This is a genomic window from Streptomyces sp. NPDC101181, from assembly GCF_044767975.1.
Classification (GTDB): domain Bacteria; phylum Actinomycetota; class Actinomycetes; order Streptomycetales; family Streptomycetaceae; genus Streptomyces.
Genome location: NZ_JBIWOX010000018.1, coordinates 21,070 through 35,552 on the forward strand (window position 1 = coordinate 21,070; position 14,483 = coordinate 35,552).

The 14,483-nt window shown below is 72.5% G+C and carries 14 protein-coding genes; 9 read left to right on the forward strand and 5 right to left on the reverse strand.

Annotation, left to right across the window (positions count from 1 at the left end):
- The first annotated feature begins 85 nt into the window (after positions 1-85).
- Positions 86-541 carry an ATP-binding protein gene (locus tag ACIRRU_RS24015; RefSeq protein ID WP_363200261.1) on the forward strand — a complete coding sequence of 152 codons (456 nt, stop codon included), beginning with the start codon at positions 86-88 and terminating at the stop codon, positions 539-541.
- 56 nt (positions 542-597) lie between these two features.
- Here ACIRRU_RS24015 and ACIRRU_RS24020 read toward each other — a convergent pair whose 3' ends face one another.
- Positions 598-1,767, reverse strand: coding sequence for a PP2C family protein-serine/threonine phosphatase (locus ACIRRU_RS24020; RefSeq protein WP_403683734.1), 1,170 nt, complete (start codon positions 1,765-1,767; stop codon positions 598-600).
- Positions 1,768-1,853: 86 nt separating this feature from the next.
- On the opposite strand from ACIRRU_RS24020, the gene ACIRRU_RS24025 reads away from it, so the two are divergent.
- Both ACIRRU_RS24025 and ACIRRU_RS24030 read left to right on the forward strand, forming a co-directional pair.
- The gene (locus ACIRRU_RS24025; protein ID WP_403683736.1) at positions 1,854-2,405 is read left to right on the forward strand and encodes a MarR family winged helix-turn-helix transcriptional regulator; all 552 of its coding nucleotides are present in this window, start codon (positions 1,854-1,856) and stop codon (positions 2,403-2,405) included.
- Between the two features lie 225 nt (positions 2,406-2,630).
- The gene (locus tag ACIRRU_RS24030) at positions 2,631-2,993 is read left to right on the forward strand and encodes an STAS domain-containing protein (protein WP_403683738.1); all 363 of its coding nucleotides are present in this window, start codon (positions 2,631-2,633) and stop codon (positions 2,991-2,993) included.
- A 43-nt stretch (positions 2,994-3,036) separates the two neighbouring features.
- Here ACIRRU_RS24030 and ACIRRU_RS24035 read toward each other — a convergent pair whose 3' ends face one another.
- Positions 3,037-3,741: a (2Fe-2S)-binding protein gene (locus tag ACIRRU_RS24035; RefSeq protein WP_403683740.1), complete on the reverse strand. Its 705-nt coding sequence runs from the start codon at positions 3,739-3,741 to the stop codon at positions 3,037-3,039.
- A 237-nt stretch (positions 3,742-3,978) separates the two neighbouring features.
- On the opposite strand from ACIRRU_RS24035, the gene ACIRRU_RS24040 reads away from it, so the two are divergent.
- Positions 3,979-5,223 carry a DMT family transporter gene (locus ACIRRU_RS24040; RefSeq protein WP_403683741.1) on the forward strand — a complete coding sequence of 415 codons (1,245 nt, stop codon included), beginning with the start codon at positions 3,979-3,981 and terminating at the stop codon, positions 5,221-5,223.
- Here the strand turns inward: ACIRRU_RS24040 and ACIRRU_RS24045 are convergent.
- Positions 5,193-6,479, reverse strand: coding sequence for a transglycosylase family protein (locus tag ACIRRU_RS24045; RefSeq protein WP_403683743.1), 1,287 nt, complete (start codon positions 6,477-6,479; stop codon positions 5,193-5,195). The genes ACIRRU_RS24040 and ACIRRU_RS24045 overlap by 31 nt on opposite strands.
- 224 nt (positions 6,480-6,703) lie before the next feature.
- Between ACIRRU_RS24045 and ACIRRU_RS24050 the strand changes: the two genes are divergently transcribed.
- Complete coding sequence (locus tag ACIRRU_RS24050; protein ID WP_403683745.1) at positions 6,704-7,780, forward strand: LacI family DNA-binding transcriptional regulator; 1,077 nt, start codon at positions 6,704-6,706, stop codon at positions 7,778-7,780.
- A gap of 55 nt (positions 7,781-7,835) precedes the next feature.
- Here the strand turns inward: ACIRRU_RS24050 and ACIRRU_RS24055 are convergent, their stop codons facing one another.
- Positions 7,836-8,588, reverse strand: a complete 753-nt coding sequence (locus tag ACIRRU_RS24055; protein WP_403683746.1) for an SDR family NAD(P)-dependent oxidoreductase — start codon at positions 8,586-8,588, stop codon at positions 7,836-7,838.
- A gap of 117 nt (positions 8,589-8,705) precedes the next feature.
- Between ACIRRU_RS24055 and ACIRRU_RS24060 the strand changes: the two genes are divergently transcribed.
- A complete protein-coding gene (locus ACIRRU_RS24060; protein ID WP_403683748.1) occupies positions 8,706-9,668 on the forward strand; it encodes an AraC family transcriptional regulator in 963 nt (320 codons plus the stop codon).
- A gap of 114 nt (positions 9,669-9,782) precedes the next feature.
- On the opposite strand, the gene ACIRRU_RS24065 is transcribed toward ACIRRU_RS24060, so the two are convergent.
- Positions 9,783-11,117 carry an ROK family protein gene (locus tag ACIRRU_RS24065; protein WP_403683750.1) on the reverse strand — a complete coding sequence of 445 codons (1,335 nt, stop codon included), beginning with the start codon at positions 11,115-11,117 and terminating at the stop codon, positions 9,783-9,785.
- Between the two features lie 142 nt (positions 11,118-11,259).
- Between ACIRRU_RS24065 and ACIRRU_RS24070 the strand changes: the two genes are divergently transcribed.
- Genes ACIRRU_RS24070 through ACIRRU_RS24080 form a run of 3 tightly spaced genes read left to right on the forward strand, consistent with a single transcriptional unit; the run spans position 11,260 to position 14,481 of the window.
- Positions 11,260-12,570: an ABC transporter substrate-binding protein gene (locus ACIRRU_RS24070; protein ID WP_403683752.1), complete on the forward strand. Its 1,311-nt coding sequence runs from the start codon at positions 11,260-11,262 to the stop codon at positions 12,568-12,570.
- 11 nt (positions 12,571-12,581) lie between these two features.
- A complete protein-coding gene (locus ACIRRU_RS24075; RefSeq protein WP_363199948.1) occupies positions 12,582-13,595 on the forward strand; it encodes a sugar ABC transporter permease in 1,014 nt (337 codons plus the stop codon).
- The gene (locus ACIRRU_RS24080) at positions 13,588-14,481 is read left to right on the forward strand and encodes a carbohydrate ABC transporter permease (RefSeq protein WP_403683754.1); all 894 of its coding nucleotides are present in this window, start codon (positions 13,588-13,590) and stop codon (positions 14,479-14,481) included. The genes ACIRRU_RS24075 and ACIRRU_RS24080 overlap by 8 nt, the downstream gene beginning before the upstream one ends.
- Positions 14,482-14,483 lie beyond the last annotated feature (2 nt).

A 14,483-nucleotide genomic window follows, 5' to 3' on the forward strand; every position in this document is an offset into this window, starting at 1 on the left:
ATCTCCTGGAGTGGGCCACTTCGCCAGGGGCAGACGAATGGCGGAAACGGTCTCCGACCCCGATGCGGCCCCCTGGCTGGAGCACATGAACGAACAGCTCACCTCCCCACCGGAAGATCCCGGTCAGGAGTTGCGCCCCGCCGGGGTGCTGCTCAGCGCCGAGGTCTTCGACGGCGAGCCGGGCTGTATCGCGCTGGCCCGCGCGCTCACCGACCGTTTCCTGACCCGGCTGGTGGTGGAGTGCCTGGCCACGATCGGTGAGCACACCCGCAGCGACCTGATGCTGGCCGTGAGCGAGCTGGTGACCAATGCCGACCGCTACAGCCACGGCCCCTACATGCTGGAGCTGGAGGGCAACGCGCAGACGATGAGCGTCACGGTCTACGACAGCAGCAGCGCGATGCCCGTGCTGTACGGCCCCGATCCCGGCCGGCTGGGCGGGCACGGCATGGAGATCGTCGTGGCGCTGTGCGACCGGCTCACCGCGGAGCGGGTGCCGGTCGGCAAGCGGATCCGGGCGGAGTTCCAGCTCAGCCCCTGAGCCCGGAGGGGCCCCGGGGCGGGGAACGCCGTACGGCGACGGCGCTCCCGGCCCGCTCAGCCGGTCGCGGCCGGGCGGCCGAACCAGTCCAGGCACAGCACCAGCGCGTCGTCGAGCGTCTCCGCGCCGCGGTACTCCGCCAGCTCCCCGAGCATCGCCCGGGGGACGGTGGCGGCCGGGAGCAGCCGCGTCGACTGGATGGCGCGGGCCAGCGCCCGGTCCCCGTACGCCTCGCCCAGCGGGGACAGCGCCTCGTAGACGCCGTCGCTGAGCAGCAGCAGCCGGTCGCCCGGTTCCACGGCGAGTTCCTGCGCGGTGTACTGCGACTCCTCGAACATGCCGAGCGGCAGCTGGGCCTCCAGCTCCACGCGGCGAACCGTCCGGCCGCGCTGGAGCCACAGCTGCGGTGAGCCCGCGTCGACGACGCCGACCCGCCCGGTGGCCAGGTCGAAGCGGAGCAGCAGGGTCGAGACGTGCCAGGCGCCGCGGTGCTGCTCGTAGATCGCCTGGTCCGCGAGGGCCGCCTGGTCCGCGATGCCGATGCCCGCCCGGCGGGCGTTGCGCAGGGCGTTGACGGCGAGGTTGGTCAGCAGCGAGGCCTGTATGCCCTCGCCCATGCCGTTGGTCACCGCGACGGTGAGTTCGTCGGCGTCGGCCGCCCAGTCGAAGTTGTCGCCGTGGATGGCGTACGCCGGTTCGAGCTGGGCGCCGATCGCGAACTCCCCCACGGCACACGCACGGGCGGGCAGCAGCTGCCACTGCATCTCCGCCGCGAGGGTGAGGCGGGTGGTGCGGCGGGCCCGCTGGTAGAGGTCGGTGTCCCGTTCCGCCACCAGGATCTCGTGGCCCAGCAGGTCGGCGACCCTCGTCAGCTCACCGACCAGTTCGGGGGTGGAGAGTGTCTGGGGCAGCCGGACCGTGAGGATGCCGAGCCGCTCGCCCCGTACGGTCACGGGAAGGTGGTGGTCAACGGCCTCGTCGTGCCGGACCTGCTGCTCGCGGGGCTCCTGGCTGCCGAACGCCCGGCCCTCGGGACTGTTGTCCAGCGACAGCGGCTCGCCCTCGGGGTGGTCGAGGGACTTGAGGACCCGCAGAGCGTAGTCGGCGAGGTGCAGTTCGACGGCGAGGGCCCCGTAGACGTTGCCGAGCTTGGTGCGCAGGGTCGCCAGCAGGGCATGCGGAGCCGCGGCCCGTACGGCTGCCTCGATGTCCGTTCGTCTGTTCACGGTCTCTCGCACATTCTTCGTCCTACGACGGGGTAAGGGCCGGGGCCGGGCTGACAAGGAGGCCTGACGGGTGGCACAGTGGCTGAATGCCCCACCGCGCTTTCCGCCCGCCCAGTCGCGAACAGATGTCCGCCGACGCCATCGCAGCCTCGGAGCTGCTGGAAGTGCTGTGGGGCCGTGGCCAGGAAGCCGCCGCTTCCGGAACCGTATCGCCCTCCCAGCTGCGGGCCCTGCTCGTGATCGAGCGGCAGGAGGGGACCAATCTGCGCTCGCTGGGCGAGGTGCTGGGCTCGCGCGCCCCGTCCGTCAGCAGGCTGTGCGACCGGATGGAGGCGATGGGGCTTCTCCAGCGCCGGCCCAGCGCGACCAGTCGGCGCGAGGTGGAACTGCGGCTGAGCCCGCGCGGCCGGGCCCTCCTCGAAGAGTACCGGGCCCTGCGCGCGGCGGAGCTGGACGCCGTCCTGGAGCAGATGGGCCCGGACGCGGTCGCCGCCCTCGCGCAAGGCCTCAGAGCCTTCCACGCGGCCGCTTCGGAGCGCCTGTCCCCGCGGGATTCCCGGCCCGGCGGCCGCCGCGGTTCTCCGCACAACGGCACGGTCGGCTCCGGGCTCCGCGATGATGTCGCGGACACCGCTTAGCTTCATCCAGCCCCTGCTTCCGCATCCGTCGGAATCCCCGCCCCTCGACGGTGGACCGAGCAACCATCGGGGATCAGATTGTTACCCGATGGTGAATGTTGTCAAATGGCAACTGTTACTTCTATCGTTAGCCCGTTACACCGCCGCGACCAGGGACGGAACGACGCCGACCCCGTCCGGCAGATCGGTTCAGCTCCCCCTCCCGACCCGCCCGAGGTGCCTCCCGTGCTTTCATCACCCAACGAAGACAGAGCTGTCAGAGTCACCCCCCGCCAGGAGCGGGGGGCTCTGATCCTGACCGTGACGGGTGACCTCGACATCGACAGCGTGACGCCGTTGGGCACCGCCCTCACGGCAGCGCGGGACAGCGGAACCGGCCCGGTCGTCGTGGACCTCTCCGGTGTGGGTTTCGCGGACTCGACGACGGTGAACGTGCTGCTTCAGGCGCACACCGCGCTGGGCGACCGGCTGCGGCTGGCCGCCCCCTCCCCGTTCATGCGGCGGCTGATCGGCATGATCGGCCTCGACAGCGCCCTGCCCGTCCTGCCCGGCGTGGACGAGGCCATCGACGCCGTGCTGCCCTCCTGACCCTCCGGGCTTCCTGACCCTCCCGGCGGTGGCGGCCGGACCGCTACCGCCGGGAGGGCGCGGTTCCCGGCGCCTTGTCGAACACGCAGTCCCCGCAGAGTCCGCCACCCGGGCAGCGCCAGTACAGACAGCAGCTGCGCCGGCGGAACTCCGGGCCGTGCGGGGCGCCGGTGGAGCGCAGATCCGGGTCGTCGAACAGCTCCGCCGCCAGCGCGCGGGTTCGCGCCGCGACGTCCGGGCGCCCCTGGACCCGGGCGAAGACGAGCAGTTCGCGTACGGCTCCGGCGAGCGCGGACCCGGCGTTGCCCCACAGCAGCCGCGGGGAGATGTTCCCCTCCCGCCGGAACGCCTCGGCCAGCGGCACCAGATGCCCGGACCGGACCTCCGCCCGCACGTGCGCCGCCGTACCGGGCAGCTCCGCCGTCTCCGCCAGCCACAGGTCGTCGGGCGAGGCGGCGAGCGGGTCCCAGTGGAGGGCGTCGGGCGTCAGGGCGGGCAGCCGCCCGAACAGCGCGGCCGGGCCGAGCGCGAGGGACCAGAGCCGCGCGGCGAGACCGAGATGGGCGATGGAGGCGGCGACCCTGCGCTCGGGCGCCGCGAGACGGTCGGCGACCCGGTCGACACGCACCGCGAGCGGGCCGTCCTCTCCCCCGTACACCTCCGCCAGCGGGCGGTGGGCACCGCCCGGGACCGGTGTGGTCCGCAGGGCGAAGAATCCCCCGACCGACGCCAGGAGTGCCAGGTCCATCCCGTTTCCCTCCTCGGTGTCCGGCCGGCTCGGGGCGTCCTGCCGGGGGACGGGGACCGATTGTGGCCGCCCGGCCGCTCACCGTATCCGCCGCGCCCCACCTTCTGACGAACGGGGGCAGGAGGACTACCGTCGGGAGGAGGACGTCGGTGCGACGGGCGTACTACTGGGGCAGTAGGCCCGATCGCCGTCTCAAGGACGACGACGCGGGGCCCCGGACGGGACATCGTGGTGTACATGAGCTCCCTCGCGCTGTCCGTGCTGCTGTCACTGATCTCCGCGGTCGCCTACGCGGCCGGAGCGATCATCCAGGAGCGCGTGGCCGCGACCGGTGAGCACTCCTCGTACGGCCTGCTGCGCGAACCGGTCTGGTGGGTGGCCGTGCTGCTCAACGGGGTCGGTGCGCTCCTGCACGTGGTGGCCCTGGCCTACGGTCCGCTCAGCCTGGTCCAGCCGCTGGGCGCCCTGACGATCGTCTTCGCGCTGCCGATGGCCGCCCTGTTCGTCCGTCGCGGAGCCGGGGCCACGGCCTGGCGGGGCGCGCTGATGGCGACGGCCGGTCTCTGCGGACTGCTGGCGCTCACCGGCGAGGCCGCCCCGCACACCCTGAGCGGCCCGGAGCGGTTCCTGCTGGCGACCGGGACCTTCGGGGGCGTCGCCGGGCTCGTCGTGTTCGCCCGTCTGCTGCGCCGCCCGGCCCTGCGGGCCATCGCCCTGGCCACGGGCGCGGGGGTGGCGTTCGGGATGGCCTCGGTGTTCACCAAGACCGTGGCCATCGAGTGGACCTCGGGCTCGGTCCGTTCGGGGCTGCCGACGCTGCTGGTGATCGCCGCTCTGGCGGCGGCGGGCCTGCTGCTGTCCCAGGCGGCCTACCGGGGCGCGGGGCTGACGGCACCGCTCGCGACGGTGACGGTGGTCAATCCGGTGGTGGCCGCGGCGGTCGGGGTGACCTTGTTCGGCGAGCACTTCCGCGGCGGGTGGCCGGGCACGGCTCTCGCCCTGGCGTGCGGGGCGCTGGCCGCGGGCGGCCTGGTCCTGCTGACGCGGGAGAGGCTGAGCGCGGAGCACGCCGGGGAGCGGTCCGCCGACACGCGGGACGCCCGTGGGGGCGCCCGCCCCGGGCACCACTCGGCGGACGGCCCGGCCGCCGGCGACGGAGGGCCGGTCGACGCGCTCGCGGGGGGTGACGCTCCGCGGAGAGTCACCGTCGGCGGTTCCGGCGCGCAGGGTGCCGCGGTGCCGGACGCCCGCCCCGGAGCCCCGGCGTACGAGGGCGGGGCGCCCCTGCTGCCGGGCGTGCCGGAGCCTGCCGGGCGGTGGCCCGTGCCGCACACGTCGTCGCTGGCGCCGCCGTCCGGACGGGCGGTGCCGCGTGTGGAGTTCGGCGGGACGGGCCCCCTGAGCGGACAGCGGGGGCGGGAGGGTGTGGTCCGGCGGGCCGGGCGGATCGTTCAGACCCTGACGCCACCGGCCCGGAGGTAGGCGAGCGGGTCGACGTCCGATCCGTAGCCGGGGCCGGTGCGGATCTCGAAGTGCAGGTGGGGTCCCGTGCTGTTGCCGGTGGAGCCGGAGCGGGCGATCCGCTGCCCGCCGGAGACGGACTGCCCCGAGCGCACGTGGACCGCGGAGAGATGGGCGTACTGGCTGTACTTGCCGTCCGCGTGCCGGATCACGACCTCGTAGCCGTACGCTCCGGCCCAGCCCGCCGAGACGATGCGGCCCGAGGCGACGGCCTTCACCGATGTGCCGGTGGGCACGGGGAAGTCGACCCCGGTGTGATAGCCGCTGGACCAGGAACCGGCCTGCCGGTAGGGGGTGCCCGTCCCAGCCGCCACCGGGGAGCTGAAGCCCGCGTGCTTGACGGCCCGCTCCGGAGCGGGCTGCTCCTTCTTGGGGGCGGTCTTCTTCGGCTCGGTCTGCTTCGGGGCCTGCCGCTTGGGCGCTTCGCGCCGCTCGGGCTCCTTCTTCTGTGTGGCCTCGGCCCGCTCGGTCTTCTTCGGGGCGGGCTTCTGCGCCTTCGGCGCGGCCGGGACCGGGCCCCGGCGGTCGACGGGCCCCGCAGCCCGCGGGTCGATTCTCAGTCGCTGCCCGGGGAAGATCAGGTCGGGGTCGCCGCCGATGACGGTGCGGTTGGCCGCGTAGAGCCCCTGCCAGCCGCCCCGTACCCGCTGGTCGGAGGCGATCGTGGAGAGTGAGTCGCCGCTCGCCACGGTGTAGGCGTCCCGCTTGCCGGGCACATGGGTCGGCGTCGTCGCGGCGGGCCGGGCGGCCGGCTGCTGCCGGGGCGGGGCCGTGGCCGGGGCCGCGGCCTGGGCGGGGCGGCTGCCCGCGCTCTGCGCGGTGGTGTCCGGCGCGTCGCCGCCCCGGGTGAGCCCCGCGCGCACCGAACAGGTCGGCCAGGCGCCGGGGCCCTGGCCATCCAGCACCCGCTCGGCGACGGCGATCTGCTGGTCGCGCGTGGCGAGGTCGGCGCGCGGCGCGTACTGCGTACCGCCGAAGGCCGCCCAGGTGGACCCGCTGAACTGGAGCCCGCCGTAATAGCCGTTGCCGGTGTTGACGGACCAATTGCCGCTGGATTCACAGGCGGCGACCTTCTCCCAGACCTCGCCGGTAGCGGCCCCCGCCGATGCGGCGGTGATCAGCGGGAGCGCGAGACCCGCGCCGCCCGCCGTCACCGTGAGCGAGGCACGGTTGATCCGGCTGGGCTGATATCTCCGGTGCCGTCCGTTAGCGGCCATACCTGCACTCCCCCACGGGATTTGGGACACGTCGCACACGGCAACGTAGGTCCGCTCCCTCACTGATCACAAGCAAAAGGTGACACTCGGCCACCACCGGTCACCGCGTGGCCGGAATTCGCCGGACGGTGGCGGAACCTGGCCCGTCGCCCGGTGCACCGGCGCGGGCGCCCGTGCGCAGAGGGCGATGGAGAGCGCTCTCCGCTGATGCTATAAAGGCGCTCATGACGGATGATCCCCGGGCGACCAGAACCCCCACCCTGGAGGACGTGGCGCGGGCGGCCGGTGTCTCGCGCGCCACCGTCTCCCGGGTCGTCAACGGCGTACGGAACGTCGATCCGGCGATTCAGGAGGCCGTACGGCAGGCGGTCGCCGTCACGGGCTACACCCCCAACCGGGCGGCGCGTTCCCTGGTGACGCGGCGGGCCGACTCCGTGGCTCTGGTGGTGTCCGGGACGGGCGTCGAACCGGGAGCCCCGGACCCGGGCGGCAGCGGCGATCAGGGGGCCTTCACCACGCGGGTGTTCGCGGACCCGTTCTTCGGCCGGGTGGTGACCGGGGTGGTGAACTATCTGCGGCCGCGCGGGATGCACCCGGTGCTGATGTTCGCGGACACCTCACGGGCCCGCGAGGAGGTGCTGTCGTATCTGCGTCAGGGCCGCGCGGACGGGGCGCTGGTCGTCTCGACCCACGCCGGGGACCCGCTGCCCGGACTCCTCACCGAAGCGGGGCTGGCGGCGGTGCTCTACGCGCGCCCCGCGCGCCCGGTCCCGGTCAGTTACGTCGACCTCGCCCACGAGGACGGGGCCCGGCTGGCCGCGGAGCACCTGCTGGCCCGCGGCTGCCGCCGGATCGTGACGGTCAGCGGCCCGCTGGACGTGCCCGCGAGCGAGGCGCGGCTGGCCGGTTTCCGGGACACGATGGCGCGGCACGGGCATCGTGACGTGCCGGTGGCCGAGGGACAGTTCACCCAGGAGAGCGGCGAGGAGGCGATGGAACGGCTGCTGGCCCAACAGCCGGACCTGGACGGGGTCTTCGCCGCCAACGACCTGATGGCGCTGGGCGCCTGCCATGTGCTGCGGGAGCGCGGCCGGTCCGTGCCCGGGGACGTGGCGGTGGTCGGCTTCGACGACAGCAGCGCGGCCCTGGCGTGCCGTCCGCCGCTGACCACCGTCCGTCAGCCGGTGGAGGAGATGGCGGCGGAGATGACGCGCCTGCTGCTGGACCGGCTGACCCGCCCGGACCGCCCGCCGACCTCGGTGATCTTCGAACCGGAGCTGGTGGTGCGGGGGTCGGCGTGATCGGCGGGTCGCGGCCCGGAGTCGTGGGGCCCGCGACCGCACGCGGGCCCTCCGGTCAGATCTGGTTCGTGCCACCGTCGACGTAGAGGTTCGCGCCGACGACGTAGCTGCTCTGCTCCGAAGCCAGGAAGGCCACCACCGCGGCGGCTTCGTCGGGCCGGCCCATCCGGCCCTTGGCGACGGTCGCGGCCACGTTCTCCTTCACGGCACGGGCGGTCTCCTCGTCACCGAAGGCGGCGGTGCCTCCGGGCGTCTCGATCCAGGCGGGCGAGACCACGTTGACCCTGATGCCGCGGCCCTTGAGCTCGTTGGACCAGGTCCGGGCGAACGACCGCACGGCCGCCTTGGAGGCCGCGTACGCGCCGAACGCCTCCACCCCGCGGTCACCGGCCGTCGAACCGACCAGGACGACGGAGGCCCCGTCGTTGAGCAGCGGCAGTGCCTTCTGCACGGTGAAGAGCGTGCCCCGGACGTTGACTCCGAACGTCTGGTCGAAGTGCTCCTCGGTCGTCTGCTCCAGGGTCACGAACGTGCCGATCGCCGCGTTCGCCACCAGGACGTCCAGACCCGCACCCCGCGCCTTCACCGCCTCGTAGAGCCGGTCCAGGTCCTCCGGCTTCGCGATGTCCCCGACGACGGCGGTGACCCGGTCCGGTCCGATGGTCTTGACCGCGGCCTCCAGCTCGGCCGCGCGCCGGCCGGTGACGAAGACGTGCGCGCCTTCCTCCGCCAGCCGCACGGCCGAGGCCAGACCGATGCCGGTGCTGCCGCCGGTGACCACTGCCGTCTTGCCCTCGAACTGCCCCATGGGGATGTCTCCGTCACTCTCGATCTCGATGTCAACCTGTTCGCTTTCGAGAATGCGTCAGCGTGGTCGTACTATCTATGATGTACAGTCCGCAATACTTTACGTATCGTCCAGGAGGTGTCGGCAGTGCTCGGCTTCGGCGACCCGGTGGCTGACGCGATCGGCCTGCTTCGGCCCCATACGGTGATCGGCCCCACGCTCCGGGCCACCGGGGAGTGGGCCCTGCGCTTCGAACCGTTCCCGCACGTGCGGATCGGGGGCCTCGTGCGCGGCACGTGCTGGCTGGCCCTGGACGGGCACGAGCCGGTGCTGCTGCGGGAGGGGGACACCTTCATGCTGGGCAATCCGCCGCCCTACGTGCTCTCCGGCTCGCTCGACGCGAGCCCGCGTCCGGCGGCCGAGGTGCTGGCGGCCGCGGGGGACGGCATCGTGCAGATCGGTCCCGAGTCCGACGACGACCTCTACATCTGTGCGGGTCACATCGGGTTCGACGAACGGAACGCCACCCTCCTCACCGATCTCCTGCCGCCGCTCGTGGTCGTCCGCGCGGCCGATCCGCACGGCGACCGCCTCGGGCAGCTGATCGACCACCTGGCCACCGAGGTCGGGGACGCCGCCGCCGGGAGCCCGCTGGTGCGGAACCACCTGGCCCAGATCCTGCTCGTGCACATGCTGCGCGCCCACGCCGCCCAGACGGACCGGCCCACCGGCTGGCTGGGCGCCCTGCACGAGGACGGCGTCGGCGCCGCCCTGCGAGCCGTGCACGCGGACGTGGCCCACTCCTGGAGCCTCAAGGAACTGGCCGAGATCAGCCACATGTCGCGGTCGGCGTTCGCGCAGGCCTTCAAGAGCCACGTCGGACTCCCTCCGCTGGAGTACCTGATCCAGTGGCGCATGAGCCTGGCGCGCGACGCCCTCGCCCGCGACACCCTGCCGATCTCCGAACTCGCCCACGCCACGGGCTATCTGTCCGAGAGCGCGTTCAGCACTGCGTTCCGGCGCGTGGTCGGCTCGTCGCCCGCCCAGTTCCGCAGCCGGACGCGGCGGCAGCCGGTCCGCTCGGCGGCGAACGGAAGCTGAAGGGGGCTGAAGGGGCGCGAAGGGCGCCTTGGGCGCGGTCCACGGGGGGCCGCGACCGCCGCGCTCCCCCGCCCCCGGGCGGGGAGCGGCGTCCCGGCGCGGCACGGCCGCTCCTCAGGTGACCGAGGCCCGGTGCCGCTCCCGGACCGTCCGCGCCGCCGTGCGCGGCGGGGCGCCGGTGCCCCCCGGAGCGGGGCGGCTGCCGCCCCGGGTGAGGAAGGCCGCGAGCGGCAGGGTGGCCGCGCCGACGGTGACCGCGTCCGGGCCGAGGCGGCCCATCTCGATGGTGGTGCGGGCCGCCGCGTGGCTCAGGGCGTACGCGTCCGCGTACCGGCGGATCTCGGGCAGCAGCCGCGGGCCGAGCAGCAGGCCCGCCCAGCCGCCGATGAGCACGCGTTCGGGGAGGAAGAGGTTGACCAGGTCCGCGAGGGCCGCGCCGAGGCATTCGGCCGTCTCGTCGAGGAGGGCGAGGGCCACCGGGTCCGGGGCGGGGCCGTCCGGGGCGGGGTAGGCGGCGGCGAGGAGGGCGGCGAGCGCGGTCTCGTCGTCGGCGTTCTCCGGCAGCGGGCCGCCCGCCTCCCGCCACCGTTCGCGCAGGGCCTCGGCGCCCGCGTACGCCTCCAGGCAGCCGACGGAGCCGCAGCGGCAACGGCGGCCGCGGAGCTGGACGGTGGTGTGGCCCCATTCGAGGGCGAGGCTCGCGCGGTCCTCGTCCAGGACGTCCCCGTGGTCGACGCAGGCGCCCACGCCCGAGCCGATGAGCGCGATGGCGGCGGCGCCCGCGCCCCGGCCGCCGCCGAACCACATCTCGGCCTGGCCGAGCGTCTTGGCGCCGTTGTCGATGAACAACGGCACCTCGGCCGGCACGTCGACCGCCTCGCGCAGCAGTTGCTCCAGGGGGACCGCGCGCCAGCCGATCGTCTGGCCGTGGACCACCGCGCCGCGGGTGCCGTCGGGGCGTTCGGGGCCGTCGCGCTCGATGATGCCGGGGACCCCGACCCCGATGCCGAGGAGCCGGCGGGGGTCGGCGCCCGCGTCGCGGAGCACGTCGGCGACGGCGGTGCGGACATGGCCGACGACGCGGTCGACGTCGTAGCCGTGCTGGGCCAGCAGCCTTTCCGTGCGGGCGAGTTCGGTGAGGGAGAGGTCGAACAGCTCGACGCGGACCCGGGTCTCCCCGATGTCGATGCCGACGAGGAGCCCGCCGTCCGGGGCGACGCGCAGCAGCGTACGGGGGCGGCCGCCGTCGGAATCGACGACCCCGGCCTCCTCCAGCAGTCCCTCGGCGGAGAGCTCCGCGACGACGTTGCTGATGGATCCTGAACTCAGGCCGGTTACCGGGCCGAGCTCCTGGCGGCTCAACGGCCCGTCGAAATACAACCGTTGCAGGATCCTGGCCCGGTTGCCCCGGCGCAGGTCACGCACGGTCCGTCTGTCGCGCTCGGCCATGTTGCTCCTTCCCGTCCAGGAACATACCCCGGCCCAAGCCCTTGACGCGACCTTCCCTCACCTCTTAAATCACGGCATAAATTAAGTCATGGAGGCCGTTCGGTTCCCGAACGCAGCCATCCCCGGAAAGGGGCCACCTCTCATGCGTCACGTCAGAGCCGCCAGCGCCGTCACCCTCGCCATCGCCATCGCCGCAGCCGCCACCGGCTGCGGCGGCGGATCGAACACGGGCGGCAGCAACGAGTCCCCGAAGACCCTCACCTACTGGGCCTCCAACCAGGGCCCCAGCATCGAGGCCGACAAGAAGATCCTCACGCCCGAGCTGAAGAAGTTCGAGCAGGAGACCGGGATCAAGGTGAAGCTGGAGGTCGTGCCGTGGGCCGACCTGCTGAACCGGATCCTCGCCGCCACCACCTCCGGCCAGGGCCCGGACGTGCTGAACATCGGCAACACCTGGTCGGCCTCGCTCCAGGCGACCGGCGCGCTGCTGCCGTGGGACGAGAAGAACTTCGAGGCGATCGGCGGCCGGGACCGCTTCGTCGACTCGGCGGTGGCCTCGGCGGGCAAGGAGGGCGAGCCGCCCGCCGCGGTGCCGCTCTACTCGCTGGCGTACGCGCTCTACTACAACAAGAAGATGTTCGCGGACGCGGGCGTCGAGAAGCCCCCGGCCACCTGGGACGAGCTGGTCGCGACGGGCAAGAAGCTGTCCAAGGACGGCAAGTGGGGGCTGGGCGCGGAGGGGGGCAACGTCTCCAACAACATCCACCAGACCTTCGTCCTGGGCCAGCAGCACGGCGCGGACTTCTTCGACGCGGACGGCAGGGCGACGTTCACCTCGGACGGCGCGGTCGCGGCGGTCAAGCAGTACGTCGACTTCATGGCCAAGGACAAGATCATCGCCCCGGGCAACGCGGAGTACGCCCAGAACCAGTCGCTCACCGACTTCGCCAAGGGCAGGACGGGGATGGTGCTGTGGCAGGCCGCCGCCTCCACCTTCGCCGCCCAGGGCATGAAGCCCGAGGACTGGGGCGCGGCCCCGGTGCCGGTCCCCTCCGGCGCTCCGGGCGCGGGCAAGCAGGTCAACTCGATGGTCGCGGGCATCAACCTGGCGGTCTTCAAGAACACCAAGAACATCGACGGCGCGAAGAAGTTCGTGAAGTTCATGACGAGCGACGCCCAGCAGAAACTGCTGAACAAGACCTACGGCTCGATCCCTCCGGTCAAGGCCGCGCAGCAGGACGCCGCGTTCGGCGCCCCGGACCTCAAGGTCCTGCGCGACACGCTCACCACCAGCGCCGCCCCGCTCCCCCAGGTGCCCAACGAGTCGCAGTTCGAGACGGCCGTGGGCACCGCGGTCAAGGAGCTGTGGGCGGACGCGGCGGCCGGACGCCCCGTGACCGAGGACTCCGTCAAGGCGCGCCTGGAAAAGGCCCAGCAGACGATGCAGCAGTGAGGCCCTGACCCATGACCGCCACCGTCACCACGGACCCCGGGGTCGGCCAGTCGGCCGGCGGGGGGACGAGCCGGGGCACCGGGGGTGCGCGCAGGAGGCTGCCGCGCATCCCCGACCGGATCCGCCGAGGCGGACTGCCCTATCTCCTGCTCCTGCCCGCCGCCCTCCTCGAACTCCTCATCCACATCATCCCGATGGTCATCGGGATCGTGATGAGCTTCCGGCAGCTCACGCAGTTCTTCATCAACAACTGGGGCGCGGCGCCCTGGTCCGGTCTCGACAACTACCGGATCGCCGTCGACTTCGACGCGCCGATCGGTGAGGCCCTGCTCCACTCGTTCCTCGTCACCTGCGTCTTCACGTTCTTCTCGGTGGGCCTGGCCTGGCTGTTCGGCACGGCAGCGGCGATCCTGCTCCAGGAGAGCTTCCGCGGCCGGGGCTTCCTGCGGGCGGTCTTCCTCGTGCCGTACGCCCTGCCGGTCTACGCGGCCGTCATCACCTGGGCGTTCATGTTCCAGCGGGACAACGGGCTGATCAACCACGTGCTCCACGACCAGCTGGGCATCACCGACGAGCCGTCGTTCTGGCTGATCGGCGAGAACAGCCTCTACACCCTGATCATCGTGTCGGTGTGGAAGGGCTGGCCGTTCGCCTTCCTGATGCTGATGGCCGGGCTCCAGAACATCCCGCGCGAGCTGTACGAGGCCGCCTCGATCGACGGCGCCGGGATCTGGCAGCAGATCCGCCGGATCACCCTGCCCTCGCTGCGACCGGTCAACCAGGTCCTGGTCCTGGTGCTCTTCCTGTGGACGTTCAACGACTTCAACACCCCCTACGTCCTGTTCGGGAAGTCGGCCCCGGAGAGCGCGGACCTGATCTCGATCCACATCTACCAGTCCTCGTTCGTCACCTGGAACTTCGGCACCGGATCGGCGATGTCCGTCCTGCTGCTGCTCTTCCTGCTGCTGGTGACGGCCGTCTACCTGTTCCTCACCTCGCGTGGAAGGAAGGGCGCCGATGTCTAGCCCGACGCGGACGGCCCGCGCCGCCCGCCGGCGCCCCCGCTCCCCGATGGCCGCGCCGCGGTCCTTTTTGTGGACCCGGCGCATCGTCCTGACCCTGCTCGCCGGGTTCGTGCTGCTGCCGGTCTACGTCATGGTCAGCAGCTCCCTGAAGCCGCTCCAGGACGTGTCGGGGACGTTCCAGTGGATTCCCTCCACGCTGACGATCCGGCCCTACTTCGACATCTGGGAGACCGTTCCGCTCGCCAAGTACTTCGTCAACTCGCTGATCGTGGCGGGCTCGGCGACCGTGCTGTCGGTGACCATCGCGGTGTTCTCGGCCTACGCCGTCAGCCGCTACCGCTTCCGGGGCAAGCGGGTCTTCACCGTCACGGTGCTGTCGACGCAGATGTTCCCGGGCATCCTCTTCCTGCTGCCGCTGTTCCTCATCTTCGTCAACATCGGCAACAGCACGGGTGTGGCGCTCTACGGCTCGCGCGGCGGGCTGATCCTCACGTATCTGACGTTCTCGCTGCCGTTCTCCATCTGGATGCTGATCGGCTACTTCGACTCCATCCCCCGCGACCTCGACGAAGCCGCCCTGGTGGACGGCTGCGGCCCCGTCCGCGCCCTGTTCCGGGTCGTCGTCCCGGCGGCGGTGCCGGGCATCGTCGCGGTGTCCGTCTACTCCTTCATGACCGCCTGGGGCGAGGTGCTGTTCGCCTCGGTCATGACCAACGACGCCACCCGCACGCTCTCGGTCGGCCTCCAGGGCTACGCCACGCAGAACGACGTGTACTGGAACCAGGTCATGGCCGCGTCCCTCGTCGTCAGCGTCCCGATCGTCGTCGGCTTCCTGCTCCTCCAGCGCTATCTGGTCGCCGGTCTCACCGCCGGAGCCGTCAAGTGACC

What these genes read in the sequence shown, in the direction of transcription:
- ACIRRU_RS24035 (WP_403683740.1), bottom strand. Translation starts at nt 3,741, where the DNA reads ATGGACCTGGCACTCCTGGCGTCGGTCGGGGGATTCTTCGCCCTGCGG.
- ACIRRU_RS24025 (WP_403683736.1), top strand. Translation starts at nt 1,854, where the DNA reads ATGCCCCACCGCGCTTTCCGCCCGCCCAGTCGCGAACAGATGTCCGCC.
- ACIRRU_RS24070 (WP_403683752.1), top strand. Translation starts at nt 11,260, where the DNA reads ATGCGTCACGTCAGAGCCGCCAGCGCCGTCACCCTCGCCATCGCCATC.
- ACIRRU_RS24045 (WP_403683743.1), bottom strand. Translation starts at nt 6,479, where the DNA reads ATGGCCGCTAACGGACGGCACCGGAGATATCAGCCCAGCCGGATCAAC.
- ACIRRU_RS24065 (WP_403683750.1), bottom strand. Translation starts at nt 11,117, where the DNA reads ATGGCCGAGCGCGACAGACGGACCGTGCGTGACCTGCGCCGGGGCAAC.
- ACIRRU_RS24075 (WP_363199948.1), top strand. Translation starts at nt 12,582, where the DNA reads ATGACCGCCACCGTCACCACGGACCCCGGGGTCGGCCAGTCGGCCGGC.
- ACIRRU_RS24055 (WP_403683746.1), bottom strand. Translation starts at nt 8,588, where the DNA reads ATGGGGCAGTTCGAGGGCAAGACGGCAGTGGTCACCGGCGGCAGCACC.
- ACIRRU_RS24080 (WP_403683754.1), top strand. Translation starts at nt 13,588, where the DNA reads ATGTCTAGCCCGACGCGGACGGCCCGCGCCGCCCGCCGGCGCCCCCGC.
- ACIRRU_RS24040 (WP_403683741.1), top strand. Translation starts at nt 3,979, where the DNA reads ATGAGCTCCCTCGCGCTGTCCGTGCTGCTGTCACTGATCTCCGCGGTC.
- ACIRRU_RS24015 (WP_363200261.1), top strand. Translation starts at nt 86, where the DNA reads ATGAACGAACAGCTCACCTCCCCACCGGAAGATCCCGGTCAGGAGTTG.
- ACIRRU_RS24050 (WP_403683745.1), top strand. Translation starts at nt 6,704, where the DNA reads ATGACGGATGATCCCCGGGCGACCAGAACCCCCACCCTGGAGGACGTG.